The sequence below is a fragment of the Arenimonas composti TR7-09 = DSM 18010 genome (assembly GCF_000426365.1).
Lineage (GTDB): Bacteria > Pseudomonadota > Gammaproteobacteria > Xanthomonadales > Xanthomonadaceae > Arenimonas > Arenimonas composti.
This window is the reverse complement of record NZ_AUFF01000003.1, coordinates 351,604-376,184: the sequence shown is the minus strand read 5'-3', so window position 1 is coordinate 376,184 and position 24,581 is coordinate 351,604. Positions and strand designations below refer to the sequence as shown.

The following is a 24,581-nucleotide window of genomic DNA, read 5'->3' as shown; positions in this document are numbered from 1 at the left end:
GGCTTCAGCCGCGATGCGTTGGGCCGCCGTAGGAGCGGCTTCAGCCGCGATGCTTCTCCTGCGCGATCTGGCGGAAAAGAGCATCGCGGCTGAAGCCGCTCCTGCAACACCCCCGGCGCGGGTCAGAGACGCGCGCGCTGCGCCGCCAGCGCCGCGTGCTGGGCGCTCCAGTCGGCCAGGCGCGCGCGTTCCTGCTCGACCACCGCGGCCGGGGCATTGCGCACGAAGGTGTCGCTGGCGAGCTTGTTCTCGCACTTGCCGATCTCGGCGGCGATGCGCTTGAGCTCCTTGTCCAGGCGCGCGCGCTCGGCGTCGAGGTCGACCAGGCCGGCGAGCGGGATCAGCAGCGTCAGCCCACCGACCAGCGCCGCCGAGGCCGCCGGCGGCTCGCCTTCGCTGCGCTCGATCGAGTCCAGCTTCGCGAGGAAGCGCAGCGCGGCTTCGTGCCGGCGCAGGCGCTCGCGGTCGTCGTCGTCGCCGCCGTGCACGAGCAGCGGCACGGCCTTCGCCGGGGCGATGCCGAGCTGGCTGCGGATCGAGCGCAGCGCGCTGACCACGGCCTTCAGCCATTCGACGTCGGCGGCGGCGTCGGGCGCCAGCAGCGACTCGCGGTATTCCGGCCATGGCTGGGTGCTGATGCTGTCGCCGTCGATGCCCAGGTGGGGCTTCACCGCATGCCAGATCTCCTCGGTGACGAAGGGGATCAGCGGGTGCAGGGCGCGCAGCAGTTCCTCGAGCACGAACACCAGCGTGTGGCGGGTGCTGGCCGCGGCCTCGGCGTCGTCGCCGCTGAGCGCCGGCTTGGCGAGCTCGAGGAACCAGTCGCAGTACTCGTTCCAGGCGAACTCGTAGAGCGCCTGCGAGACGAGGTCGAAGCGGTAGTCGCGGAAGTGCTGGTCGACGGCGTGCAGGGTGTGCTGCAGGCGGTCGAGGATCCAGCGTTCGGGGTCGGTGCGGGGGGTTGGGGTTCCGGTGAACGGCATCGCGCCTGAAGGCGCTCCTACAGGAGCGCCGATGTTCATCAGGGTGAAGCGGGCGGCGTTCCAGAGCTTGTTGCAGAAGTTCTTGTAGCCCTCGCAGCGCTGCAGGTCGAACTTGATGTCGCGGCCGTGCGTGGCCAGCGAGGCGAAGGTGAAGCGCAGGGCGTCGGCGCCGAAGGCCGGGATGCCGTTCGGGAACTCCCTGCGGGTGGCCTTCTCGATCTTCGGTGCATCGGTCGGCTTCATCAGGCCGGTGGTGCGCTTGGCGACGAGGTCGTCGGCGCTGATGCCGTCGATCAGGTCGATCGGATCGAGCACGTTGCCCTTGGACTTCGACATCTTCTGGCCCTGCGCGTCGCGCACCAGGCCGGTGATGTAGACATCCTCGAACGGCACTTCGCCGGTGAAGTGCTCGGTCATCATGATCATCCGGGCGACCCAGAAGAAGATGATGTCGAAGCCGGTAACCAGCACCGAGGTCGGCAGGCGCTTGTCGAAGCCGCGCTCGGCCATCGCCTGCGGGTCCGGCCAGCCGAGCGTGCTGTGCGACCACAGCGCGCTGCTGAACCAGGTCTCGAGCACGTCGGCGTCGCGGCTCAGCACGACGTCGTCGGCGAGTTCGAAGCGCCGGCGGATCTCCGCCTCGTCGCGGCCGACGTAGACCTTGCCGGCGCCGTCGTACCACGCGGGAATGCGGTGGCCCCACCAGAGCTGGCGGCTGATGCACCAGTCCTGGATGTTGCCGAGCCAGTGCCGGTAGGTGTTGATCCAGTTCTCGGGCACGAAGCGCACCTTGCCCGGGGCGCCGTCGACGCCCTCGACCAGCTCGAGGCCGCGCTGCGCGAACTTCTCCATGCGCACGAACCACTGGTCGGTGAGGTAGGGCTCGATGATCTGCCCGGTGCGGTCGCCGCGCGGCACCATCAGCCTGTGCGGCTTCTCCTCGACCAGCAGGCCTTCGGCCCCGAGGTCGGCGAGCACGGCCTTGCGGGCGGCGAAGCGGTCGAGGCCGCGGTACTTCTCCGGCGCATTCGCATTCACGCTCGCGTCCGGGGTGAACAGGTTGATCAGCGGCAGGCCGTGGCGCTGGCCGACCGCGTAGTCGTTGAAGTCGTGCGCCGGCGTCACCTTGACCACGCCGGTGCCGAAGTCGCGGTCGACGTAGGCGTCGGCGATCACCGGGATCTCGCGGCCGCTCAGCGGCAGGCGCACGGCCTTGCCGATCAGCGCGGCGTAGCGCGGGTCTTCCGGATGCACCATCACCGCGGTGTCGCCGAGCATGGTCTCCGGGCGGGTGGTCGCGACGATCAGGTAGTCACGGGTTTCGCGCAGGATCTCGTTGCCGTCGGCGTCGAGTTCGACGTGCTCGTAGCTGGCGCCGTCGGCCAGCGGATAGCGGATCGACCACAGGAAGCCGTTCTCCTCCTCGCTGACGACCTCGAGGTCGGAGATCGCGGTCTTCAGCACCGGATCCCAGTTCACCAGGCGCTGGCCGCGGTAGATCAGGTCCTGCTCGTAAAGGCGCACGAAGGTCTCGACGACCGCGGCGCTCGGGCCGGGATCCATCGTGAAGGTCTCGCGGCTCCAGTCGCCGGACGCGCCGAGGCGGCGCATCTGCCGGGTGATGGTGTCGCCGGAGTGCTGCTTCCACTCCCACACCTTCTCGATGAACTTGTCGCGACCGAGGGAATCGCGGGTTTCGCCCTTGCCCTCGAGCGCGAGATTGCGGCTGACCACCATCTCGGTGGCGATGCCGGCGTGGTCGGTGCCGACCTGCCACAGGGTGTCGAAGCCGCGCATGCGGTGCCAGCGGATCAGCGCGTCCATCAGCGTGTGCTGGAAGGCGTGGCCCATGTGCAGGGTGCCGGTGACGTTCGGCGGCGGCAGCATGATCGTGTAGGCCGGGCCGCGGCCGCTGGGCCTGAAGCAGCCGGTCGACTCCCAGTGCGCGTACCACTTCGTCTCGAAGGCGGCGGGTTCGAAGCTCTTGTCCATGGTGTTCCGAAAGGCGGCGCCCGGCCGCGGGGCCGGGGCGAAGTGGGCGGGGAAGGGCGCAAATCCTAGCAAATCAGGCGCTTGCCGCGGGTGCCCGGCGGCTTCGCCGACGTTTTCGCGGGCCGGCTTCCGCTAGTCTTCACCGATGCCGATCGATCCGCTCGCCGCCGTCATCACCGTCGTCGTCGTCGTGGTGATCGTATTCGCCATTCCCTCGCGCCGCCCGCTGGCGGGGGCGCCGGAGCCGGAGGTGCCCCGGTCCCGGCGCAAGCCCGGGGCGGCGCTCGCTGCCGACGAGATCGCGGAACTGGAGACGTTCCGGCTGGCGAACGCCTTGCCGGCGGTGCCGCTGCGGCCCGCGCCGGAACGACCCGTCAGCACCGATGGCTGCCGCCTCGGCGGCCCGGCCTGGCTGCCGGACGGCGAGAACTGGCCGCGCGACGACGAAGGGTGGCCGCTGGAGTTCCTCGGCCAGCTCGATTTCGCCGGACTGCCGGAACTGGCGGATTTCCCGCGCCAGGGCCTGCTGCAGTTCTTCATCGGTGGCGACGATCTCTACGGCGCCGACTTCGCCGCACCCGGGCTGGGACGGGCGCGGCTGTTCTGGCGCGACCGGATCGACGGCGGCCGGCTCGTCGAGCCGCCGCCGCTGGTCGAGGAGGCCGGCAACGCGGACACCGGCGTGGAGTACTCGCCCTTCATCGATCACGCGCTGCGCCGGCGCGGTGTCGCGCTGGTGCCCGGCGAACTGGAACTCGATCCGTTGCCGGACAGCGACTGGCGCATGCAGCAGCGACTGCAGGGCAAGCTGCATCGGGCCGGTATCGACCGGATGCTCGAGGCCTGGCGCGACGGGCAGGTGCGCGGCCACAAGACCGGCGGGCATCCGGCCTACACGCAAGCGGACTTCCGCAGGAAGGCCGAGGGCGACGGGCTCGACGTCGTGCTGTTCGGCCTCAGCTCCGACGACGTGCTGATGTGGGGGAATTGCGGGAAGGCCAACTTCCTGATTCCGCGCGGGGCGCTGCGGCGGCGCGATTTTTCGCGGGTGGTGTTCTGGTGGGATTGTTGTTGAGGGGTGGTTGGGCAGGTTGCGTGTGATCGCTTGGGATCGCGCCTGAAGGCGCTCCTACAGAGCGAGGGGGTGGGGGTCGGAGAGTCAGGCGAAGGCGTCGCGGGTGAGGTTTTCGGGTTCGCCGTCGGTGCAATGCACCTCGTCCTCGATGCGCACGCCGCCGAAAGGCAGGAAGTGCTCGACGAGGTCCCAGTCGACGTGTTTCGCCTGCGGCGTTTCGCGCAGCTGCGCGAGCAGCATCGGGATGAAGTACAGGCCGGGCTCGATCGTCACCACCATGCCGGGTGCCAGCGTGCGGGTCATGCGCAGGTAGGGGTGGCCCTCGGGGCGCGGGATCAGCTGGCCGTCCTCGTCCTGGAAACCGGCGACGTCGTGCACCTGCAGACCGATCGGGTGGCCGAGGCCGTGCGGGAAGAACACCGACGTGACGCCGGTCGCGAGCATGTCGCCCGGATCCATGTCGACGACGCCCAGCGTGCGCAGCACATTGCCGAGGCGCAGATGCGCCTGCAGATGCAGCTCGCGGTAGTCGGTGCCGGCGCGGACCAGGCCGCAGAGCGCCTGCTGCTCGGCGTCGACCGCGGCGACAAGGCGCTCGAAGCGTTCGTCGCCGTCGCCCCAGGTGCGGGTGATGTCGGCGTTGTAGCCGTCGACCTCGGCGCCGGCGTCGATCAGCAGCGTGCGCGAGCGCGTCGGCGCCGCGGCGTCCTTGTACTGGTAGTGCAGCACCGCCGCGTGTTCATTGAGGCAGACGATGTTGGTGTAAGGCAGGTCGAGATCGGTATGGCCGGTCGCGCGCAGGTACTCCGCGTGGATGGCCATCTCGGAGGCGCCGGCGAGGAAGGCTTCGCGTGCGGCGAGGTGGCCGGGCACCGCGCGGCGCTGCGCGGCACGCATGCGCTCGAGCTCCCAGGCCGTCTTGTACGCGCGCTGGTAGTGCAGGTAGTCGATGACGGTTCTCGGATCGTTCGGCGCGAAACCCGGCACCGCGGCATCGGCTTCACCGATGATCGCCGCGCGTCCGTTCGCGGGCAAGTGCTGAGCGACCTGCGCAGGATCGCTGACGACGCGGATGTCGAATTCGTCGACCCACACACCCGAAGGCGGGCTCGGCGGCACGTGCCAATAGTCATCCGGCTGGAAATACACCAGTACCGGCTTGCGTCCCGGCGTGTAGGCGATCCAGCACTGCGGATGCCGCGTCAGCGGCAGCCAGGCCTTGAACTGCGGATTCGGGCGGAAGGGATAGGGCCGGTCGTCGAGAAACTCGAATTTCTCCACGCCGGAGGCGATCAGAAGGTGATCGAATCCCCCTTTTTGCAGCGCCGCGTCGGCGCGCGCCTTGATCGTGTCGAGGTGGGCGCGATATAGACTGGTTTCGGCGTTCATCGGCAGCTTCCGCGGAAAGTCCGGATTCTGCCGCAAACCCCTCCCCCCGCGCAGAGAACGCATGTCCCCGCAGCACGACCAGCGCCTACAACGCGGATTCCTCGGCTGGCCCGCGTGGGTCTGGGCCGCGGTCGCGTTCGCCCTGGGCCTGGTGCTCAGCACGGTGCTCACGGGCCTGCACGCGCGCTCGCTCGAACGCGAGGAGCACGCGCGCCTGGAACGTGTCGCCGAGCGCACCTTCGACGCGCTCGCCGCGCAGCTGGAAACCTGCGGTCTGCTGGTGCGCTCGCTGCAGGCGCTGTTCCTGTCCTCCGACGACGTCACCGAGGACGAGTTCGGCGCGATGTACGCCAACCTGCGCCCGCGCGACCTGTTCCCGAGCCTGCAGGCGGTCGCCTACGCGGTCCGCCAAGTCGGCGAAGACGGCGAACCGCATTACCCGACGGTGTTGCTCGAACCGCGCTCCGGAAACGAATCGCTGCGCGGCTTCGACGTCGCCCGGCAGCCGGCGAACCTGGCCGCGGCACTGTTCGCGCGCGACGCCGACCGCCCGGTGATGTCGGCGCCGTTCGCCCTCGTGCAGCGGGCCGACGCGCCCGGCCCGCGCGACGGCATCACGATCCGGCTGCCGGTGTTCTCGGCCGGCCTGCTGCCGCGCGACGTCGGCGAGCGCCGGGCGCGCGAGATCGGTTCGCTGGCCGTGTCGTTCCGGGTCAGCACGCTGATCGCCGGCGCGCTGCCGGACGAGAGCCGCGAGACCTTCGACCTGCGGGTGACCGACGTCACCGAGGCGGCGCCGAAAGTGCTGTTCGGCGAGGACGTCGGCGACCACGATCACGACGGCACGGTTTTCGTGCGCGAGATCGCCTACGGCACCCGCAACTGGCGGATCGAGGCCTGGCCGCGCCTGGCCAGCGGCGACACCCGCTGGTCGCCGCTGCTGACCTTCGCGCTCGGCCTGCTCGGCAGTGGCCTGCTCGCGGCGCTGGTGTGGTCGATGGCCGGCACCCGCCAGCGCGCGCTCGCCCTGGCCGAGGGCATGTCGGCGCGCTTCCGCGAGAGCGAGGAGCGTTTCCGCGCGCTCAACGACCTGCTGCCGGCGCTGGTGCTGCTGGCCGACAGCGCCAGCGGCCGCGTGGTGTATGCGAACCAGGCCTGCCGCGACCGGTTCGCGATCGACACCGGCGACGAGCTCGTGCTCGCCGACATCGTCGAGGACGCCGACCTGCGCGAACGCCTGCGCGCGCTCGGCAGCGGTGACGGCGACCTCGTCAACGAGAGTGCCGCGCTGCGCGGCAGCGGTGGCGCCGATCCGTTCTGGGCGACGCTGTCGGTGACCCGCATCGAGTTCGACGGCCGCCCGCACCTGCTCGCGGTCGCCAACGACACCACCGAGCTGCGCGTGCTCAGCGAGGAACTCAGTTGGCAGTCGAGCCACGACGTGCTGACCGGGCTCGAGAACCGGCGCGAGTTCGAGCGCCGGTTGCACCGCGCGATCGTCGCGCTCGACGCCGGCGCCGCGCCGGGGGCACTGATCTACCTCGACCTCGACCAGTTCAAGCTCGTCAACGACACCTCCGGCCACTACGCCGGCGACCAGCTGCTGGCGCAGCTGGGCTCGATCATCACCGGCGTGCTGCCGGAGTCGGCGACGCTCGCCCGTCTCGGTGGCGACGAATTCGCGGTGCTGGTGCCGGCGATCGACGCCGAGGGCGCGACCGCGCTGGCCGAACGCATCCGCGTCGAGATCGACGGCTTCGTGTTCGGCTGGGAGGAACGCAACTACACGACCACCGCCAGCGTCGGCGTCGTGCTGCTCGACGGCCCCGGCCTGAGCCTGCGCAAGGTGCTCGCCCAGGCCGACACCGCCTGCTACATGGCGAAGGAGCGCGGCCGCAACCGCGTGCACGTGTTCTCCGATACCGATTCCGAGACCGCGCGCCGGCGCAGCGAGATGGAGTGGGCCGGCAAGGTGCGCGAGGCGCTGTCAGAGGGCCGCTTCGAACTGCATTACCAGGAACTCGCGCCGCTGTGGCATCGCGAGGGCGCCGACGGCGTGCACATGGAGATGCTGATCCGCATGCGCGACGAGGCCGGCGCGATGGTGCCGCCGGGCGCGTTCATCCCGGCCGCCGAACGCTTCGGCCTGATGCCGCTGCTCGACCGCTGGGTCGTCGACACCACGCTCGCGAACTTCGGCCGCCTGCATGCTTCCGGCAAGCCGCCGCGGCTGTGCGCGATCAACCTGTCGGGCCCGACCTTCGAGGACGACAGCTTCGCCGACTTCGTGCTGCAGCGGCTCGAGGAATACGACGTGCCGCCGAGCCGCATCTGCTTCGAGATCACCGAGACCGCGGCGGTCAGCAACATGACCCGCGCGATCGCCTTCATGCAGCGCCTGCGCGGCGCCGGCTGCCGGTTCTCGCTCGACGACTTCGGCTCGGGCATGGCCTCCTTCGGCTATCTGAAGAACCTGCCGGTCGACTACCTGAAGATCGACGGCAGCTTCATCCGCAACCTCGAGAACGATCCGGTCAGCTATTCGATCGTGCGCGCGGTCACCGACATCGGTCACCAGCTGGGGCTGCAGGTCATCGCCGAGTGGGTCGCCGACGACAAGGCCCGCGACCTGCTCCGCGGGCTCTCCGTCGACTACGCCCAGGGCTTCGCCATCCACAAACCGGAACGGGCGGCGTGCTTCGGGCCGTGACTGTTCCGGGTCGGCGGTCGGCGTTCGGTGGTCGGCGGTCGGCACCGCGCTGAAGGCAGGCCCCGCGCCTCACACACAGCTTTCAAGTTCGGCGCGGGGCCTGCCTTCAGCGCGGCGCCGCCGCGACGGATTCGTCGCGGTTCCGCAGTCCGCGCCCTCGGCGCGCGCGCGACGGCGGCGGGTGCGTTGCCTGCGCGTCTGCGGACACGCCCCGTGCGTGGCGACCGGACACGTGTGCGCGATCCGAGCGGCCGTTCCGGGCGCGCACCTGAAGTGCGCAGGTTCTGCCTGCGTGGTGGCCGTGGGAAACCGGATGCGAGTGGTGGCGCTGCGGCCATAACGCCGCCGTGACCGCGACCTCATCGAAAGCGCATGCCGTGGACCGCGAAATCGCGGTTCTGCGACGGCGTTTCGTTTGCCGCTCGAGCGCAGGCTGTCCGCGCGCGTATGGCTTCGCTACTCATACGCGACGCGCAGAAGCATCGGCCCGCTTTCGCTCTTATCTTCGCGTCCACCCCGCCTCGTCCGGCGCCGCCGAATTCCGCAGCCGATTTCCCGCGGCCACCACGCAGGCAGAACCTGCGCACTTCAGGTGCGCGCCCGGATCGGTAGATCGGTGCGACGCGTTGTCGCCGGTCGCCGCGAATGGCGCCTGTCCGCGAACGCGGCGGAAACGCACCCGCCGGCGTGGCCCGCGCGCCGAAGAACCGTCTGCGGAACCGCGATGACCCCGTCGCGGCGGCGGCGTGCTGAAGGGGTGCCCCGCGCCGAACGTAAAGGCCTTGTGTGAGGCGCGGGGCACCCCTTCAGCGCGGTGCCGTCCGCCAGCGAGGAAGAATCAGCGCGAGGCCACAGCGGAGCATGAAGGTCCGAGGTCGATCGGGGGCCCGAGGGGGACGGGATCGCGCTGGAGGCGAAGGCGCGGGACCAGCGCGGCGGTGACGAGGATTTCGTTCTCGTCGGTGAGCAGCAGCGCACAACCGACCCGCATCGCCCGTGCCGTGGCCTCGAAGCCCGAGGGCCCGGCGACGTAGAGCGCGGTGGCGGCGGCATCGGCGCGCACCGGGTCGTTGTCGATCACGACGACCGCCGCCGCGCCGCGCGCCGGGTGGCCGGTGCGCGGGTCGAGAATGTGCGGCCAGCGGGTGCCGCTCGCGGAGGGGCGGAACTTGCTGAAATTCCCGGTGCTGAAGATCGCCTCGCCGTCCTCCAGCATCGCCTCGCCGAGGGTGCCGCCGAACGGGTCGCGCAGCGCCACCGTCCAGGGCCGGCCGGGGCCGTGGCCGAGCACGATGCCGTCGCCGCTGCCGAAGGCGACCCGCGCTTCGGCGACGCCGTGCCGGCGCAGGATCGCCACTGCGCGTTCGGCCGCCATGCCCTCGGCCATCGCGCCGAAGTCGAGCTGCAGCTGCGGGTTGTCGCTGCGCAGCGCGAAGCCCTCGACCTGCAGCTGCGCCAGCGACGGCCGCTGCGCCAGCCAGCGGTCGATCCAGCGCCGGGTCGGCGGTGGCGACACCACCGGGAACGTGGTCGTGTGGAAGCCCCAGGCGGCGATCAGGCCGCCGACGCCCGGGTCGAACAGGCCCTCGCTGGCTTCGACGAGCGGCTTCGCCCGCTGCAGCAGCGCAGCGACCGACGGCGTCGCCTGCGCGGTTTCGCCGGCGGCGAGGGCGGCGTTGATCGCGGTGACCGGCGAGGGCTGCCAGGCATGCCATTCGGCGCTGTCGTGGCGCAGCGCAGCGGCGAGCTCGTCGAAGGCGGCGCGGGCGGTCGCCGGGTCGCCGTGGATCTCGACGCGGATGTGGCCGTCGAAGGCCTCGAACTCCTCGGCCAGTGCCGGCGTCCCCGACCGGCACCCGGCCAGTGCCGCCAGCAGCGCCGCCGCCGCGATCAGGCGCCTAGACGTACTGGCTGCCGGGCGCATCCACCCACTCGCGGATGAAGGCGACGTCCTCCGGGGACACGTCGATGAAGCGGAAGCCGGTCCAGACCTGGCCCGGCGCCGACGCCTCGTCGTTCCACAGTTCGTGCGCGCCGACCTCGACCTCGCGCAGCTGGCCGTCGGGGCGCGGCAGCGCGAAGCGCATCTGGTAGAGCGCGTCGCTGACCAGCTTCTCGCCGAGGATCAGCAGCATGCCGGTCTCGGAGAGGTTGCTCAGGTGACCGACGACCTGGCCGGTCATCGTGTCGGTGACGTCGATCGCGTCGACCTTGCGCCGCTTCGCGCGGCGGAGTTCGTTCGGCGGCGTGCTCATTGCGGATTCCCGGCCGGGGACTGTCCGGCGAAGGTGCGCAGCGCATTCATCACCGTCGACCATGCGCGGTCGATCATCGTGCCCTTCTCCTCCTCGACGAGCTTCGCCTGGTTCTGCGCCATCAGCCGCGCCAGGCTCTCGAGCGTGTACTCGCCGACCTTCTGGCCGCGATGGTTCACGAACAGCATGTGGCCGGTGACGGTGGAGAACCACGACAGCCGCCGGCGCACCTTGTCGCCCTGCTGGTTCAGCGTGAACTCGAACCAGGTGCCGAACGGCAGGTGCTTGATCTGCTCGAGCCGCGCCTGTTCCTCCGTCGACAGCGGGATCTTCGCGCGCTGGCCGGGTTCCATCTCCTCGCCGAGGCGGGCGCGCGATTTCATGCGCAGCGTCATCTCGGTGCGGCTGGCGGCCGAATCGTCGTCGGCGAGCGTCTGCGGTTCGACGAGGCGCTGGGCGATCGCCGCGGCTTCCTCCTCGTGGTAACCGACCTGCGACAGCGAGGCGAGCACTTCCTGCCGCAGCGCCTGGGCCTGTTCGGTCGTCAGGGTGATCCCGGGCGGCGACTGCGCGACCTGGATCAGCCGCTCGGCGACCGCGAGCTGGTGCGCCCAGGCGGCGGAATCCTCGCCCTGGCGCAGCGCGGTCAGCGCCATCACGTCGGTCCAGGCCTGGCTGAGCAGGGTGTGGGTGAAGCGCGGCAGTTCCTGGCGGCCGAGCATGCCCTCGACGACCTCGGACGCGCGGTCGCGGGCGAGCGCCAGCTTCTCCTTGCCGCGGGCCGCCTCGACGTGCCGCTTCTCGGCGACCTCGGCCTTGCGCGAGATCGTCTGCAGGTGCGAGCTCAGGTCCTCGAGCAGGTTCGAGAACAGCGACAGGTCGCCGTCGAAGTCGCGCACGGTGCGGTCGACGACGGCGTTCATCTTGCCGACCAGCTGCTGGTCGGCATCGTCCTCGCCGAGCCAGTAGGCGCCGGTCTCGGCGATCGCATTGAGCATCTGCCGGGCCGGGTGCTGCGGCCGGGTGAAGAAGGCCTTGTCCTGCAGCGCCACGCGCAGCAGCGGCACCTGCAGCTTCGCGAGCAGGCTCGAGGCCGGACTGCTCGGCCGCACGTCCTTCATGATGTGGTCGAACAGCATGCCGACGAGGTCGATCGCGTCGCCGTCCTCTTCGGCGAGCGCCGGTGCCTTGTCGCCGGGCAGGGCGGTGCGCAGCTGCGCCAGCAGGTCCTGCTTGAGGTGGTTGACCGTGCGCGCCACCGGCTTGCCGTTGGCCATCACCGTCGGCTTCAGGCTGTGCTGCAGGTTGCCGAGCACGTACTGCACCTCGGCGGTGCTGACGGTGACCGAATTGCCGGGGTCCGGGCGCGCCCCGCCACCGCCGAGCTTGCCGAGCAGCTGCCGGCGGCCGGCGAGCAGGTGGCGCATCTGCTGGAAGGCGTCGTTGGCGGCGTCGCGCAGCGCGTTCGCGGCGCCGATCGCCGCGCGCGCGGCGGCCCCGGCGGCCTCGGCCCCGGCCGGCGCGTCGCCACCGCCGCCTGCCTGCCGCGGCGAGCCGCCGTCGTTGCCGGCGGCGCCGCCGGCGTCGGCGGACTCGTTGCCGCGGCGGGCCGGGCGCCCGTCGTCACCGCGCGCCGAGCGCGGCAGCGCGGCGCCCTGGCCGGTCGGCCGCGCGCGCACCGGCACGTAGTGCAGGTTCGGCAGCACGCCGTTGCGCGACAGCATGCTGTTCACGGCCTCCACGTAGGGGCCGTACAGCGGCACCAGGTGGCGGTCGAAGATGCGGAACATCAGCAGCCGGTGTTCGGTCTGCAGCTGCAGGCAGTCGGACGCCTGGCGCAGCATGCGGCACAGCGCCTGCGGGCCGACCGGCAGGTTCTCGGCATCGAAAGCCGGGCGGCCGGCGAGCACGCCGAAGCGCTGCCCGAGCAGGTAGAGCGGCAGGCTGTTGCGGACCTCGGTGCGGCCGGCGATCTCGGTCATCACCGTCGCTTCGTCGAGGTCGAGGTTCTCGACCAGGGCAAGTTCGGTATGGCTCAGGCGGAAGCCGCCGGTGCTGGTGCGGCTGCCGGGCGTGTCGCGGATGCAGGCGAGCTCGGCCTCGAGCGCGACCAGGAAGCGCGGCACCAGATCCGGGCGGGTGCGCTTGACCAGCCGCTGCGCTTCCAGCCAGCGCACCTGCACGGAATTGCTGCGGGCCTGCTCGGCGTGCCGGAACAGCTGCTGTTCGAACTCGTCGAGGACCGCGACGAGGGTCCGCTCCATTTCCTCGGACGTGCGCTCCAGCACGTTGCCCAGCAGCGTCCGCACCCGTTCGGGCAGCGGGCGCGAGGCAAGCGTGGGTGCGGCCGCGTGCGGCCCTGGCGCCGATGCCGACATTCGCCGCTCCATTCAGATTCCCCTGCACGATTCTAGGCACACCGCCGCGACGACGGCCAGCCCGGGCGCGGGGTCGACGCCGTCGCCGTGAAAGCCGGCGACGGCGATCGTGCGCTCAGCGGGCAGCGTCCCAGGACAGCGAGAGCAGCACGCTGCGGCCAGGCGTGTTGTAGCCGTGGACCCAGGCGTAGTCGCGGTCGCCGAGGTTCTCGACCCGGGCCTCGAGCCGCCACCGCGGCGCAAGCTCCCAGCCCAGGCGCAGGTGCACCAGGGTGAAGGCGTCGAGGTGGGCGCCGTAGTCCGGGCGGTCGGAGACATGGTCGACGTCGACACCCAGCGACAGGCCGCTGTCCCAGACATGGCCGATATCGGCATGCGCCTTGCGGTCGGCGCGGCGCAGCAGGCGTTGGCCGGTCGCGGCGTCCTCGGCCGACAGCCAGGCGAGGTTGCCACCCGCGCTCCAGCCGCCGTCCGACCAGCGGTATTCGAGTTCGACGCCGTCGAGTTCGGCGCGATCGATGTTGATCGCGTTGTTGGTGCCGGGAGCGGCGAAGGCGATCAGGTCATGCACCCGCGAGCGGTAGGCCGACAGGCCGAGCCGGTGCGCCGGCGCCGGCCGCCAGTCGAGCCCGGCTTCCCAGGTGCGCGAGCGCTCCGGGCGCAGGTCCGGGTCGCCGCCGTAGCCGTAGCCGGTGTCGGGGTAGTAGAGCTCGTTGAAGTTCGGCGCCCGGAAGCCCTCGCCCCAGCTCAGCCGCCACTGCAGGGTGTCGCTGAGGTCCCAGCCCCAGCCGGCGTGGCCGGTGTCGGCGTCGCCGTACTGGCTGCTGTGGTCGCGGCGGGCGCCGAGGTCGAATACATGCGCGCCGACCCGCCCGCCCCAGGCGACGAAGACGCCGGTGCTGTCGCGGTCGCCGTCGAAGATCACGCCGTCGAAGGCATTGCTCGAAACACCGTCCTCGCGCTGCCAGTTCAGGCCGAAGCGCAGCGAGGTGCCGGTGCCGGTGGCGACGTCGTGCAGCCAGTCGACGCTGGTGCGCCGGCTGCGGAATGCGTGGCTGAAGGCGGCCAGGGTGTCGAGGTCCTCGCGGGCGTGGCCGAGCACCAGCTCATGCCGCCAGTCGCCGCCGAGCCGGCCGGCGAGGGTGACCCCGCCCGAGGAATTGCGGGCGCGGGTCACGCCCTGGTCGATCTGCACGGTGCCGCGGGTGGCGATCGCGGTCGCCGCCAGCGTGTGGCCGCCGACGGTGGTGCGGCCGCGCAGGCTCAGGTTGGCGTTGCGGTAACCGTCGTCGTCGGGGTCGTGGCCCCAGGCGAGCGGGTTGGTGGCCGAGAAGCCGTCGGCATGGTCGTAGCCAGCGGTGACGCCGAAGCCGCCGCGCTCGCCGGCGAAGCCGGCACCGGCGCTGGCGCCGACCCGGCCGTAACTGCCGGCCCAGGCGCGGGCCGAGGCCGCGGACGGGTCGCGGGTGAAGATCTGGATGACGCCGGCCAGCGCATCCGACCCCCAGACCGAGGCGCGCGGCCCACGCACGATCTCGATGCGCTCGATCTGCTCCAGCGGCAGGTGGGCGAAGTCGAACACGCCCTGGCCGGTCGAGTTCACCCGGATGCCGTCGACCAGCACCAGGGTGTGGGTCGAGTTGCCGCCGCGCATGAACAGGGCGCTGCCGCTGCCGTGCCCGCCGGTGCGGGCGACGTCGATGCCGGCCTGGCGGCCGAGCAGGTCGATCAGGTCCGGGGCCTGGCTGGCCTCGATGTCGGTGCGCTCGAGCACGGTGACCGAAGCCAGCGACTCGTCGAGCGGACGCTCGACGCGGCTGGCCGTGACCTGCACGGTGTCGAGCTTCGTCGGCGAGGTGGCCTGGGCCGCGGTCGCCAGCAGCAGCGCGGCGGGCAGGACGGCGAGGGACGGCCGCGCGGCGGCGCGCCGGCGGTGGGGGGGAACATGGCGGAACATCGGTCTTCTCCTGGAATCGCACACCCGCGGGAAGACACGCGGCGGAGAAAACGGGGAAACGGAAGCCCGACGGGGGCCGACGCCGCCCCGTCGCCCTCCGCGACGTGCCGTGGTGGCCGCCGACAGGCGGCGGCCGCTCCTGGCCGGTCTCCGGGCTCGCCAGTGGCACGTCGCCGTGCCGGTCCTTCCGCCTTCCCATGCCGGCGGCACAGTGGCTTGCTGGAAGGATGTCCTGACCTACCGTTGCGGGGGCAGCGCCGGAGTTCGACCGGCTTCCCGTCACCAGGGGCCGCGCATTCTAGCGCTCAGCGCAGGAAGAGGGCGATGACGTCGTTGGTGAATCGGCGGCCCAGCTCGGTCGGGCGCAGGTACTCGCCGTCGCCCTCGAGCCAGCCGCGTTCGCGCGCGGTCGCCAGTTCGCCGGCGATGGCGCGGCGCGTCAGGCCGGTGCGGGCCTCGAAATCGCGCAGCGCGAAGCCCTCGACCAGGCGCAGGGCGTTGAGCATGTAGTCGAACGGCCGGTTCGCCGGCGCGATCGGATCGTCGCCGCCGATGCCGGCCGCGGTGCCGGCGTGGGCGAGGTAGTCGCGCGGGTTCTTCGGCTTCCAGCGCCGGCGGATCGTGCCGCTGGCGCCGTCGCTGATCTTGCCGTGGGCGCCGGCGCCGATGCCCAGGTAATCGCCGAAGCGCCAGTAGTTGAGGTTGTGCGCGCACTGCCGGCCGGTGCGGGCATAGGCCGAGACCTCGTACTGGGCGTAACCGGCGTCGGCGAGGCGGGCGATGCAGGCTTCCTGGATGTCCCAGGCGGCGTCCTCCTCCGGCAGCCCTTCCGGCGGCCGCGCGGCGAACTGCGTGTTCGGCTCGAGCGTCAGCTGGTAGTGCGACACGTGCGCCGGCTGCAGGGCGATCGCGCGCTCGATGTCGTGCAGCGCCATCGCCAGGTCCTGGCCGGGCAGGGCGTACATCAGGTCGAGGTTGAGGTTGTCGAGGCCGGCGTCCTGGGCCAGCTTCACCGCCGCTTCCGCCTCGCGGCTGTCGTGGATGCGCCCGAGCCGCTGCAGGCAGCCGTCGTCGAAGCTCTGGATGCCGAAGCTGACGCGGTTGACGCCGGCGGCGCGGTAGCCCTCGAAACGGCCGTGCTCGGCGGTGCCGGGATTGCATTCCAGCGTGATCTCGGCGCCCGGGTGGAACTTCAGGCGCGCGGCGCAGGCGGCGAGGATGTCGCCGATCGCCGCCGGCGGGAACAGGCTCGGCGTGCCGCCGCCGAAGAACACGCTGTGCACCGGCCGGCCCCAGACCAGCGGCAGGTCCTGCTCGAGGTCGCGCACCAGCGCGGCGACGTATTCACCGATCGGCAGCTCGCCGCGCTGGCCGTGCGAGTTGAAGTCGCAGTACGGGCATTTGCGCACGCACCACGGGATGTGGATGTACAGCGACAGCGGCGGCGGGATCAGCGCCGGCGTCGTCGCGTCCCCGCGGCTGTCCGGCTCAGACATCGCCGAGTCGGGCGCGCAGGGCGGCGATCGCGCGGCCGCGGTGGCTGATCGCGTTCTTGGTCGTCGCGGGGAGTTCGGCGGCGGTGAGGCCGTGTTCTTCGTCCAGGAAGACCGGGTCGTAGCCGAAGCCACCGTCGCCGCGCGGGGCGTCGAGCACGCGGCCGTGCCAGCTGCCTTCGGCGATCAGCGGCTGCGGATCGTCGGCGTGGCGCAGCAGCACCAGCGCGCAGTGGAAGTAGGCGCGGCGGTCGCCCCCGGGTCGGCCGGCGAGTTCGCCGAGCAGCCTGCGGATGTTCGCCGCCGCGTCGCCGTGGGCGCCGGCGTAGCGGGCGCTGTAAAGCCCCGGCGCGCCGCCGAGCGCCGGCACCACCAGCCCGGAATCGTCGGCGATCGCCGGCAGGCCGCTGGCGGCGGCAGCGTGTCGCGCCTTGATCAGCGCGTTCTCGACGAAACTGCGGCCATCCTCGATGGCGTCGTCGATGCCCAGTTCCGACTGTGCCACCAGCGCGAAACCGGCATCGGCCAGCAGCGGCCGCAGCTCGGCCAGCTTGCCGGCGTTGGATGTCGCCAGGACCACACGGCGGGGGGACTTGTTCACAACGGATTCGCCCGGATTCTCTCGGATTGGTTTCGCAGTTCGTTGCGGTTTTCGCCGGACACCATGGCACTGGGACGGAACCTGGGCCCCGGTTCGAACCTGATCGGCTTCGATCCGGGCGAAGCCGTTGTTCGTTCGTTCAAGGCTGCGCGAGCGCGGCGCGCTGCAGGGCGATGAGTTCGTTGCAGCCCTGGCCAGCGAGTTCGAGCAGCCGGTCGAGTTCGTCGCGGCGGAAGGCGTGGCCCTCGGCGGTGCCCTGGATCTCGATGAAACCGCCGCCGTCGTTCATCACCACGTTCATGTCGGTGTCGCAGGCGCTGTCCTCGCGGTAATCGAGGTCGAGCACCGGCACGCCCTGCCACAGCCCGACCGAGACCGCGGCGACCGCGCCGACCACCGGATCGCGGCCGATGTCGCCGCGCTTCTTCAGCCACGCCGTGGCATCGCACAGCGCCACGTAGGCGCCGGTGATCGCCGCGCAGCGGGTGCCGCCGTCGGCCTGCAGCACGTCGCAGTCGAGGGTGATCGTGCGTTCGCCGAGCGCGCGGCGGTCGACGCAGGCGCGCAGCGCGCGGCCGATCAGGCGCTGGATCTCGAGCGTGCGGCCGCCCTGCTTGCCGCGGGACGCCTCGCGGTCGTTGCGGGTGTTGGTGGCGCGCGGGAGCATGCCGTACTCGGCGGTGATCCAGCCTTCGCCCTTGCCGCGCAGGAAGCCCGGCACCTTGTTGTCGACGCTGGCGGTGCACAGCACGCGGGTGTCGCCGAAGGAGATCAGCACCGAGCCTTCGGCGTGGCGGGTGTAGCCGCGTTCGATGCGGATGTCGCGCAGCTGCGCCGGGGTGCGGCCACTGGGGCGAAGGGAGACGGTCATCACGGAATTCCGGGGCGGAGCGGGCGGGCGCAGGCCGGCTAGACTACCATTCGCCCTCCCTGCCACCCGGAACGGACGATGATCCGCAGCATGACCGCCTTCGCCGCCTGCGAGGCGCCCGCCACCGGCGGCACGCTCGCCTGCGAACTGCGCGCGGTCAACCATCGCTTCCACGAACTCAGCGTGCGCGCCCCCGAGGAACTGCGTGCGATCGAGCCGGCGATGCGCGGGCGCGTCGCGTCGAAGGTGTCGCGCGGCAAGATCGACCTGACCCTGCGCTTTCGCGCGGCCGCCGGCCCGCGCGGCGAACTGAAGGTCGACAACGGCCTGCTCGGGCAACTCGCGGCGCTGGCACAGGACACCCAGCAGCGCTTCCCTGGCCTGCGCACCAGCTTCACCGAGCTGCTGGCCTGGCCCGGCGTCGTGCACGAGGATCCGCTCGACCACGCCGGCCTGCAGGCCGAGGCGATGGCCCTGCTCGACCGCACGCTGGGCGAGTTCGTCGCCGCGCGCGAGCGCGAGGGCGGCAAGCTCGCCGCGGTGATGCGCGAGCGCCTCGACGGCATCGAACGCATCACCACCCAGGTGCGCGCCTGGCTGCCGGACATCCGCGCCGCGTTGCGCGCCCGCCTCGACGCCCGCCTGGCCGACCTGAAACAGCCGCTCGATCCGGGCCGGCTGGAGCAGGAGATCGTGCTGAACCTGCAGAAGATGGACGTCGACGAGGAACTCGACCGCCTCGACAGCCACGTCGCCGAGGCCAGACGTGTGCTCGGCCTGCCGGAGGCGGTCGGCCGCCGGCTCGATTTCCTGATGCAGGAATTCAACCGCGAGGCCAACACCCTCGGCTCCAAGTCCGTCGACGCGCGCACCACGCAGGCCGCGGTCGAACTGAAGGTGCTGATCGAACAGCTGCGCGAGCAGGTGCAGAACCTCGAATGAACACCCCCGACGCGCCGCTGCCCGGCACCCTGTTCGTCGTCGCCGCGCCGTCCGGCGCCGGCAAGTCCAGCCTCGTCAACACCACCCTGGCCAAGGAGCCGGGCATCGCGCTGTCGATCTCGTTCACCTCGCGGGCGCCGCGCCCGGGCGAGCGGCACGCCCAGCACTACCACTTCGTCACGAAGGCGGAGTTCGAGGCGATGATCGCCGCCGGCGACTTCTTCGAGCACGCGCTGGTGCACGGCGACTACAAGGGCACCGCGAAGCAGTCGGTGATGCCGCAGCTGCTGGCCGGCAAGGACGTGCTGCTGGAGATCGACTGGCAGGGCGCCCGCCAGGTGCGCGAGAAGGTGCCCGACAGCGTCAGCGTGTTCATCCTGCCGCCGTCGAAGGAGGCGCTGCAGCAGCGCATGCGCAACCGCGGCCAGGACAGCGAGGAGACGATCGCCCGCCGGCTCGCCGCCGCGCGCGAGGAGATGTCGCACTACGACGAGTTCGACTACGTGATCGTCAACGAGCACTTCGACGCCGCCGCCGCCGAACTGCGTTCGATCTTCGTCGCCCACCGCCTGCGCCGGGAAGCGCAGGCCAGGCGCCACGCGGCCCTGATCCGCGACCTACTCGCCTGAAGCCTGAGCCTAGGGGGACGAACTCGCCCCACCCCCTGGGATTTGCCCCGCGGGCGGGGATTCCGTACAATCGCCGGTCCTCGCAACCCCCCGAGACCCTCAATGGCCCGCATCACCGTGGAAGACTGCCTGGCGGTCGTCGACAACCGCTTCGAACTGGTCCTGATGGCCTCCAAGCGCGCCCGCCAGCTGGCGAAGGGCGTCGAGCCGACCATCGACAACAGCGAGCAGCAGGACAAGCCGACCGTGCTGGCCCTGCGCGAGATCGCCGGTCGCCGGATCGACCAGAAGCTGATCGACGAGGTCGAGAAGGCCGAGCGCGAGCGCGCCGAGCGCGAGGCGCTGGAGTGGGCCGCCGCCGAAGTCGTCGACGACGACCTGGGCAAGGGCGGCGACGACCTCTGAGTCGCCCCGGGCCGATCAGCCCGAGGCCGGGATGAAGACGCGCCGGTTCGCCGGCGCGTTTTTTTTCGTCACGTGAATGGCGCTCGGCGGCGCCGTTGCCGCTCCCCGGCGCGCCGCGTAACCTGCCGGCATGTCGCATTTTTCCCCCCCGCAGACCCGTGCCGCGGCCACGGCGGACGCCTGCCCGGACCCCTGTCCGGACGCCGTCGACGCCCTCGAAAAGCGCCTGCGCGACTACCTGCCGTCCGACCAGGTGCGCCGGGTCCGCCGCGCCTACGAGGTCGGCGCCCGCGCCCACGACGGCCAGACCCGCAAGAGCGGCGAGCCCTACATCACCCATCCGGTCGCCGTCGCGACGATCCTCGCCGAGCTGCGCCTGGACGCCGAGACGCTGTGCGCGGCGATCCTGCACGACGCGCTCGAGGACACCGCGCTGCCGCGCACCGAGATCGAGCGCGAGTTCAGCCCGACCGTCGCCGAGCTGGTCGACGGCGTCACCAAGCTCGACAAGCTGCAGTTCCGCGACCGCCAGGAGGCCGCCGCCGAGAGCTTCCGCAAGATGATGCTGGCGATGGCGCGCGACCTGCGCGTCATCCTGATCAAGCTCGCGGACCGCCTGCACAACATGCGCACCCTCGACGCGATGGCGACCGAGTCGCGCCGGCGCATCGCCCGCGAGACGCTGGAGATCTACGCGCCGATCGCCCAGCGCCTGGGCATGAACAAGATCAAGGCCGAACTGCAGGATCTCGGCTTCCGCGCCCTGTATCCGTTCCGGCATGAGGTGATCCGCCGGCGCATCGCCGCGCAGCCGGTGATGCGCCGCGAGGCGCTGGCGACGATCGAGGCGCAGCTGGCGCAGCGGCTCGCGCAGGAAGGCCTGCGCCACACGCTGGTGAGCCGGGTGAAGTCGCCGTGGAGCATCTATACGAAGATGCGCCAGGAGAACAAATCGCTCGAGCAGGTGCTCGACGTCTTCGGCTTCCGCATCGTCGTGCCGACGGTGATGCAGTGCTACCACGCGCTCGGCGCCGTGCATTCGCTGTACAAGCCGCTGGACGCGCGTTTCCGCGACTTCATAGCGATCCCGAAGGCGAACGGTTACCAGAGCCTGCACACCGTGCTGTTCGGTCCCTACGGCGCGCCGGTCGAGGTGCAGATCCGCACCGAGGACATGGACCTGGTCGCCGAACGCGGCATCGCCGCGCACTGGGTCTACAAGTCCGCCGGCAGCGGCGGCAGCGCCGCGCAGGCGCGCGCGCAGGACTGGGTGCGCAACCTGATGGACAGCCAGCAGGCCGCCGGTTCGTCGCTGGAATTCCTCGAGAACGTGAAGGTCGACCTGTTCCCCGACGAGGTCTACCTGTTCACCCCGAAGGGCGACATCCTGGCGCTGCCGCGCAACGCCACCGCCCTCGACTTCGCGTACGCGGTGCACACCGACGTCGGCAACCACGCGGTCGCCGCCCGCGTCGATCGCAAGCTGGTGCCGCTGCGCGCGAAGCTGGCGAGCGGGCAGAGCGTCGAGGTGATCACCGCGCCGTCGGCGGCGCCGGGCCCGCAGTGGCTGGAGTTCGTCGTGTCGAGCAAGGCGCGCACCGCGATCCGCCACTACCTGAAGCGGCTCGAGCACGAGGACGCCGTCGATCTCGGCCACCGCATGCTCGACCGCGCGCTCGAGAACCAGGACAGCTCCTTCGACCGCATCCCGGCGGAACGCATGGAGGCACTGCTCGCCGACATGCGCTATCGCCGTCTCGAGGACCTGCTGGCCGACATCGCGCTCGGCAACCGCATGCCGGCGCAGGTCGCACGGCTGATGGTGCACGGGCAGGAGGAGGGGCCGGCATCGTCCGCGGCGCCGTCCACCGAACGGATCACGATCTCCGGCGGCGAGCGCGGCGTGCTGAGCTTCGCGCAGTGCTGCCACCCGATCCCCGGCGACGAGATCATGGGTTTCCTCAGCGCCGGCAAGGGCGTGGTGGTGCACCGGCTCGACTGCCCGAACGTCGGCGAATACCGCAAGTTCCCGGAGCGCTGCGTACCGATGGCCTGGGACCGCGACGTCCGGGGCGACTACCGCGTCGGCCTGCGCATCGAGGTCGAGAACAAGCCGGGCGTGCTCGCCCAGGTCGCCGCCGCGGTCGCCGAGAGCAACTCGAACATCGACTCGGTGGAGTACCGCGAACGCGACGTCGCGATCTCGGTGATGGAGTTCTCGATCGAGGTGCGCAACCGCAAGCATCTGGCCGACGTGATCCGGCGGATCCGCCGGCTCGGCGTCGTGCACGGTGTGCAGCGGATGTAGCCGGCCTACAATCGCCGCTCCCTTTCCGAGAGATCCGCCATGGCCCGTGAACCCGTCAGCAGCGACCGCGCGCCGGCCGCGATCGGCCCGTATTCGCAGGCGGTTCGCGCCGGCGGCACCGTGTGGCTGTCCGGCCAGATCCCGCTCGACCCGGCGACCGGCGAACTGGTCGACGGCGACATCGCGACCCAGACCCGCCGCGTGTTCGACAACCTCACCGCGGTCTGCGCGGCCGCCGGTGGCTCGCTCGCCGACGTCGTGCGCGTCGGCATCTACGTGATGGACCTGGGCGACTTCGCGCAGGTGAACGCGGTGATGGCCGAATACTTCGACGCCCCGTATCCGGCGCGTTCGACGATCCAGGTCGCCGGCCTGCCGCGCGGCGCGCGCGTCGAGGTCGACGCGGTGATGCAGCTCGGCTGAACCGGCTTCCGGTGCCGGCGCGTTGCCGGCATCCTTCGCGGATGCGCAAGCGCAAGGAATCGCCCGCGGTCGATCCGCAGCTGCAGCCGGCGTCGACCCTCCCGGGCGTGGGACCGGCGGTCGCGGAGAAGCTGGCGGCGCGCGGCCTGCTGCATGTCCAGGACTTCTGGTTCCAGCTGCCGCTGCGTTACGAGGACCGCACCCGACTGACGCCGGTCGCGGCGCTGCGGCCCGGCATGACGGCGCAGGTGCTGGGGCGGGTGGTCGCGGTCGAGCGCGGATTCCGCGGCCGACCCACGCTGCGCATCGTGGTCGCGGACGACTCGCGCGGCGGCCTGGCCCTGCGCTTCTTCCACTTCAATCGCGCGCAGCTGGCGCAGTTCGCGCCCGGCCGGCGGATCCTGTGTTTCGGCGAGGCGCGTCCGGGTCTGCATGGGCTGGAGATGGTGCACCCGAGCTATCGCCTGCTCGCCGAGGACGCGGTGGTGGTGCCGGGTGACCGCCTCGACCCGGTGTATCCGACGGTGGATGGCATCGGCCCGGCGAGCTTCGCGCGCCTCGTCGACGCGGCACTGCAGCGGCTGCCGGACGCCGCCACGCTCGAACTGCTGCCCGCCGACGCCTGCGCCCGGCTCGGCCTGCCGGGCCTGCGCGAGGCGCTGCTGCTCGCGCACCGGCCGCCGCCGGGCGACGAGCTCGCCGGTTTCGCCGACGGCAGCCATCCGGCGCTGCGCCGGCTGGCGCTGGAGGAGCTGCTGGCGCACACCCTGAGCCTGCGCCGGCAGCGGGTCGCGCTGCGTCGGCATGGGGCCGCCGCGGTGCGTCCCGGCAGCCGCCTGGCCAAGGACCTGCGCGGTCGGCTGAAGTTCGCGCTGACCGGCGCGCAGCAGCGCGTGCTGCAGGAGATCGCCGGCGACATCGCCCGGCCCGAGCCGATGCTGCGGCTGGTGCAGGGCGACGTCGGCAGCGGCAAGACGGTGGTGGCGGCGCTCGCCGCCGCCGATGTCGTCGCCGCCGGTCACCAGGTCGCGCTGATGGCGCCGACCGAGTTGCTGGCCGAGCAGCATCTGGCGAACTTCCGCGCCTGGTTCGACGCGCTCGGCGTCGAGGTCGCGTGGCTGGCAGGCAAGGTCACCGGCCGCGCCCGCACGGCCACGCTGGCGCGGATCGCCGATGGCCGCGCCCAGATCGTCGTCGGCACGCACGCGCTGATGCAGCAGCAGGTCGCGTTCGCCGGGCTGGCGCTGGCGATCGTCGACGAGCAGCACCGTTTCGGCGTGCACCAGCGGCTGGCGCTGCGCGACAAGGGCCTGGCCGGCGACCGCGTGCCGCACCAGCTGGTGATGACCGCGACGCCGATCCCGCGCACGCTGGCGATGTCGGCCTACGCCGACCTCGACGTGTCGGTGATCGACGAGATGCCGCCGGGACGTACCCCGGTGACGACGGTCGCGGTCAACGCCGACCGGCGCGGCGAGGTCGTCGCGCGCATCCAGGCGGCCTGTGCCGAGGGCCGCCAGGCCTACTGGGTCTGCACCCTGATCGAGGACAGCGAGGAGGTCGAGGCGCAGGCCGCGCAGTCGACCTTCGAACTGCTGGGCACGGCCCTGCCGGGCCTGCGCCTGGGCCTGCTGCACGGGCGCATGAAGCCGGCGGAGAAACAGGCGGTGATGGCCCGCTTCAAGGCCGGCGAGCTGCAGCTGCTGGTGGCGACGACGGTCATCGAGGTCGGTGTCGACGTGCCCAATGCCAGCCTGATGATCATCGAGAACGCCGAGCGCCTCGGCCTGGCGCAGCTGCACCAGCTGCGCGGCCGCGTCGGTCGCGGCGCCGCCGCCTCGAGCTGCGTGCTGATGTACAAGGGGCCGCTGTCGGCGATGGCGCGCGAACGCCTGGAGGTGATGCGGGCGAGCACCGACGGTTTCCTGATCGCCGAGAAGGACCTCGAACTGCGCGGGCCCGGCGAACTGCTCGGCACCCGCCAGACCGGACTCGCGGCCTTTCGCATCGCCGACCTCGGCCGCGACGCCGCGCTGCTGCCGCACGTGCAGGAGATCGCCGACGCGCTGCTGGCGCAGGATCCGCAGGTCGCCGACCGCCTCGTCGCGCGCTGGGTCGGCGCCGCCGCCCGCTTCGCCGGGGCCTGAGGCGACGCCGCCGGGCGAACCCG

Annotated in this window: 17 protein-coding genes and 1 riboswitch; of the genes, 8 read left to right on the top strand and 9 right to left on the bottom strand. The window is 71.5% G+C overall.

All coding sequences use genetic code 11. The features are described 5' to 3' along the window. Nucleotides 1–122 precede the first annotated feature (122 nt). Nucleotides 123–2,975, bottom strand: a complete 2,853-nt coding sequence (locus K311_RS0108505; protein ID WP_026816955.1) for a valine--tRNA ligase — start codon at nt 2,973–2,975, stop codon at nt 123–125. A gap of 145 nt (nt 2,976–3,120) precedes the next feature. On the opposite strand from K311_RS0108505, the gene K311_RS16125 reads away from it, so the two are divergent. Continuing rightward, nucleotides 3,121–4,050 carry a YwqG family protein gene (locus K311_RS16125; RefSeq protein ID WP_043797422.1) on the top strand — a complete coding sequence of 310 codons (930 nt, stop codon included), beginning with the start codon at nt 3,121–3,123 and terminating at the stop codon, nt 4,048–4,050. Between the two features lie 84 nt (nt 4,051–4,134). Here the strand turns inward: K311_RS16125 and pepQ are convergent, their stop codons facing one another. After that, nucleotides 4,135–5,445, bottom strand: coding sequence for a Xaa-Pro dipeptidase (gene pepQ, locus K311_RS0108495; protein WP_026816954.1), 1,311 nt, complete (start codon nt 5,443–5,445; stop codon nt 4,135–4,137). A gap of 55 nt (nt 5,446–5,500) precedes the next feature. Between pepQ and K311_RS16120 the strand changes: the two genes are divergently transcribed. Continuing rightward, nucleotides 5,501–8,149 (top strand): bifunctional diguanylate cyclase/phosphodiesterase, encoded by a 2,649-nt coding sequence (locus K311_RS16120; protein ID WP_081683363.1) that lies wholly within the window; start codon nt 5,501–5,503, stop codon nt 8,147–8,149. 838 nt (nt 8,150–8,987) lie between these two features. Here K311_RS16120 and K311_RS16115 read toward each other — a convergent pair. The 7 genes from K311_RS16115 to rph form a co-directional block, all read right to left on the bottom strand. Next, nucleotides 8,988–10,073 carry an FAD:protein FMN transferase gene (locus tag K311_RS16115; protein WP_051239780.1) on the bottom strand — a complete coding sequence of 362 codons (1,086 nt, stop codon included), beginning with the start codon at nt 10,071–10,073 and terminating at the stop codon, nt 8,988–8,990. Further along, nucleotides 10,048–10,404, bottom strand: coding sequence for a PilZ domain-containing protein (locus K311_RS0108480; RefSeq protein WP_026816953.1), 357 nt, complete (start codon nt 10,402–10,404; stop codon nt 10,048–10,050). Before K311_RS0108480 ends, K311_RS16115 begins: the two co-directional genes overlap by 26 nt. Next, nucleotides 10,401–12,713, bottom strand: coding sequence for a DUF1631 domain-containing protein (locus tag K311_RS0108475; protein ID WP_161627306.1), 2,313 nt, complete (start codon nt 12,711–12,713; stop codon nt 10,401–10,403). The genes K311_RS0108480 and K311_RS0108475 overlap by 4 nt, the downstream gene beginning before the upstream one ends. A gap of 184 nt (nt 12,714–12,897) precedes the next feature. Next, nucleotides 12,898–14,739 carry a TonB-dependent receptor domain-containing protein gene (locus K311_RS0108470; RefSeq protein WP_026816951.1) on the bottom strand — a complete coding sequence of 614 codons (1,842 nt, stop codon included), beginning with the start codon at nt 14,737–14,739 and terminating at the stop codon, nt 12,898–12,900. Between the two features lie 124 nt (nt 14,740–14,863). Further along, nucleotides 14,864–15,041, bottom strand: a riboswitch (cobalamin riboswitch). A 3-nt stretch (nt 15,042–15,044) separates the two neighbouring features. Next, nucleotides 15,045–16,235 (bottom strand): radical SAM family heme chaperone HemW, encoded by a 1,191-nt coding sequence (hemW, locus tag K311_RS0108465; RefSeq protein WP_051239776.1) that lies wholly within the window; start codon nt 16,233–16,235, stop codon nt 15,045–15,047. Further along, nucleotides 16,228–16,833: an RdgB/HAM1 family non-canonical purine NTP pyrophosphatase gene (rdgB, locus tag K311_RS0108460; protein ID WP_026816949.1), complete on the bottom strand. Its 606-nt coding sequence runs from the start codon at nt 16,831–16,833 to the stop codon at nt 16,228–16,230. Before rdgB ends, hemW begins: the two co-directional genes overlap by 8 nt. Nucleotides 16,834–16,972: 139 nt before the next feature. Beyond that, on the bottom strand, nt 16,973–17,704 hold the full coding sequence (gene rph / locus K311_RS0108455) for a ribonuclease PH (protein ID WP_026816948.1): 732 nt from the start codon (nt 17,702–17,704) through the stop codon (nt 16,973–16,975). A gap of 78 nt (nt 17,705–17,782) precedes the next feature. On the opposite strand from rph, the gene K311_RS0108450 reads away from it, so the two are divergent. From K311_RS0108450 to recG, 6 genes are all read left to right on the top strand, one after another. Then, entirely contained in the window at nt 17,783–18,646 is an 864-nt protein-coding gene (locus K311_RS0108450) for a YicC/YloC family endoribonuclease (protein ID WP_026816947.1), read from the top strand. A 17-nt stretch (nt 18,647–18,663) separates the two neighbouring features. Further along, on the top strand, nt 18,664–19,275 hold the full coding sequence (gene gmk / locus K311_RS0108445; protein ID WP_026816946.1) for a guanylate kinase: 612 nt from the start codon (nt 18,664–18,666) through the stop codon (nt 19,273–19,275). 102 nt (nt 19,276–19,377) lie between these two features. After that, nucleotides 19,378–19,680 (top strand): DNA-directed RNA polymerase subunit omega, encoded by a 303-nt coding sequence (gene rpoZ, locus K311_RS0108440; RefSeq protein ID WP_026816945.1) that lies wholly within the window; start codon nt 19,378–19,380, stop codon nt 19,678–19,680. Between the two features lie 130 nt (nt 19,681–19,810). Then, nucleotides 19,811–21,988, top strand: coding sequence for a RelA/SpoT family protein (locus tag K311_RS0108435; protein ID WP_026816944.1), 2,178 nt, complete (start codon nt 19,811–19,813; stop codon nt 21,986–21,988). A 39-nt stretch (nt 21,989–22,027) separates the two neighbouring features. Then, nucleotides 22,028–22,411 carry a RidA family protein gene (locus tag K311_RS0108430; protein ID WP_026816943.1) on the top strand — a complete coding sequence of 128 codons (384 nt, stop codon included), beginning with the start codon at nt 22,028–22,030 and terminating at the stop codon, nt 22,409–22,411. 41 nt (nt 22,412–22,452) lie between these two features. Beyond that, a complete protein-coding gene (gene recG / locus K311_RS0108425) occupies nt 22,453–24,558 on the top strand; it encodes an ATP-dependent DNA helicase RecG (protein WP_026816942.1) in 2,106 nt (701 codons plus the stop codon). Nucleotides 24,559–24,581: the final 23 nt, after the last annotated feature.

What these genes read in the sequence shown, in the direction of transcription:
- hemW (WP_051239776.1), bottom strand. Translation starts at nt 16,235, where the DNA reads ATGTCTGAGCCGGACAGCCGCGGGGACGCGACGACGCCGGCGCTGATC.
- K311_RS16120 (WP_081683363.1), top strand. Translation starts at nt 5,501, where the DNA reads ATGTCCCCGCAGCACGACCAGCGCCTACAACGCGGATTCCTCGGCTGG.
- K311_RS0108430 (WP_026816943.1), top strand. Translation starts at nt 22,028, where the DNA reads ATGGCCCGTGAACCCGTCAGCAGCGACCGCGCGCCGGCCGCGATCGGC.
- K311_RS0108480 (WP_026816953.1), bottom strand. Translation starts at nt 10,404, where the DNA reads ATGAGCACGCCGCCGAACGAACTCCGCCGCGCGAAGCGGCGCAAGGTC.
- K311_RS0108435 (WP_026816944.1), top strand. Translation starts at nt 19,811, where the DNA reads ATGTCGCATTTTTCCCCCCCGCAGACCCGTGCCGCGGCCACGGCGGAC.
- K311_RS0108470 (WP_026816951.1), bottom strand. Translation starts at nt 14,739, where the DNA reads ATGTTCCGCCATGTTCCCCCCCACCGCCGGCGCGCCGCCGCGCGGCCG.
- rph (WP_026816948.1), bottom strand. Translation starts at nt 17,704, where the DNA reads ATGACCGTCTCCCTTCGCCCCAGTGGCCGCACCCCGGCGCAGCTGCGC.
- K311_RS0108450 (WP_026816947.1), top strand. Translation starts at nt 17,783, where the DNA reads ATGATCCGCAGCATGACCGCCTTCGCCGCCTGCGAGGCGCCCGCCACC.
- recG (WP_026816942.1), top strand. Translation starts at nt 22,453, where the DNA reads ATGCGCAAGCGCAAGGAATCGCCCGCGGTCGATCCGCAGCTGCAGCCG.
- K311_RS16125 (WP_043797422.1), top strand. Translation starts at nt 3,121, where the DNA reads ATGCCGATCGATCCGCTCGCCGCCGTCATCACCGTCGTCGTCGTCGTG.
- rpoZ (WP_026816945.1), top strand. Translation starts at nt 19,378, where the DNA reads ATGGCCCGCATCACCGTGGAAGACTGCCTGGCGGTCGTCGACAACCGC.
- K311_RS16115 (WP_051239780.1), bottom strand. Translation starts at nt 10,073, where the DNA reads ATGCGCCCGGCAGCCAGTACGTCTAGGCGCCTGATCGCGGCGGCGGCG.
- K311_RS0108505 (WP_026816955.1), bottom strand. Translation starts at nt 2,975, where the DNA reads ATGGACAAGAGCTTCGAACCCGCCGCCTTCGAGACGAAGTGGTACGCG.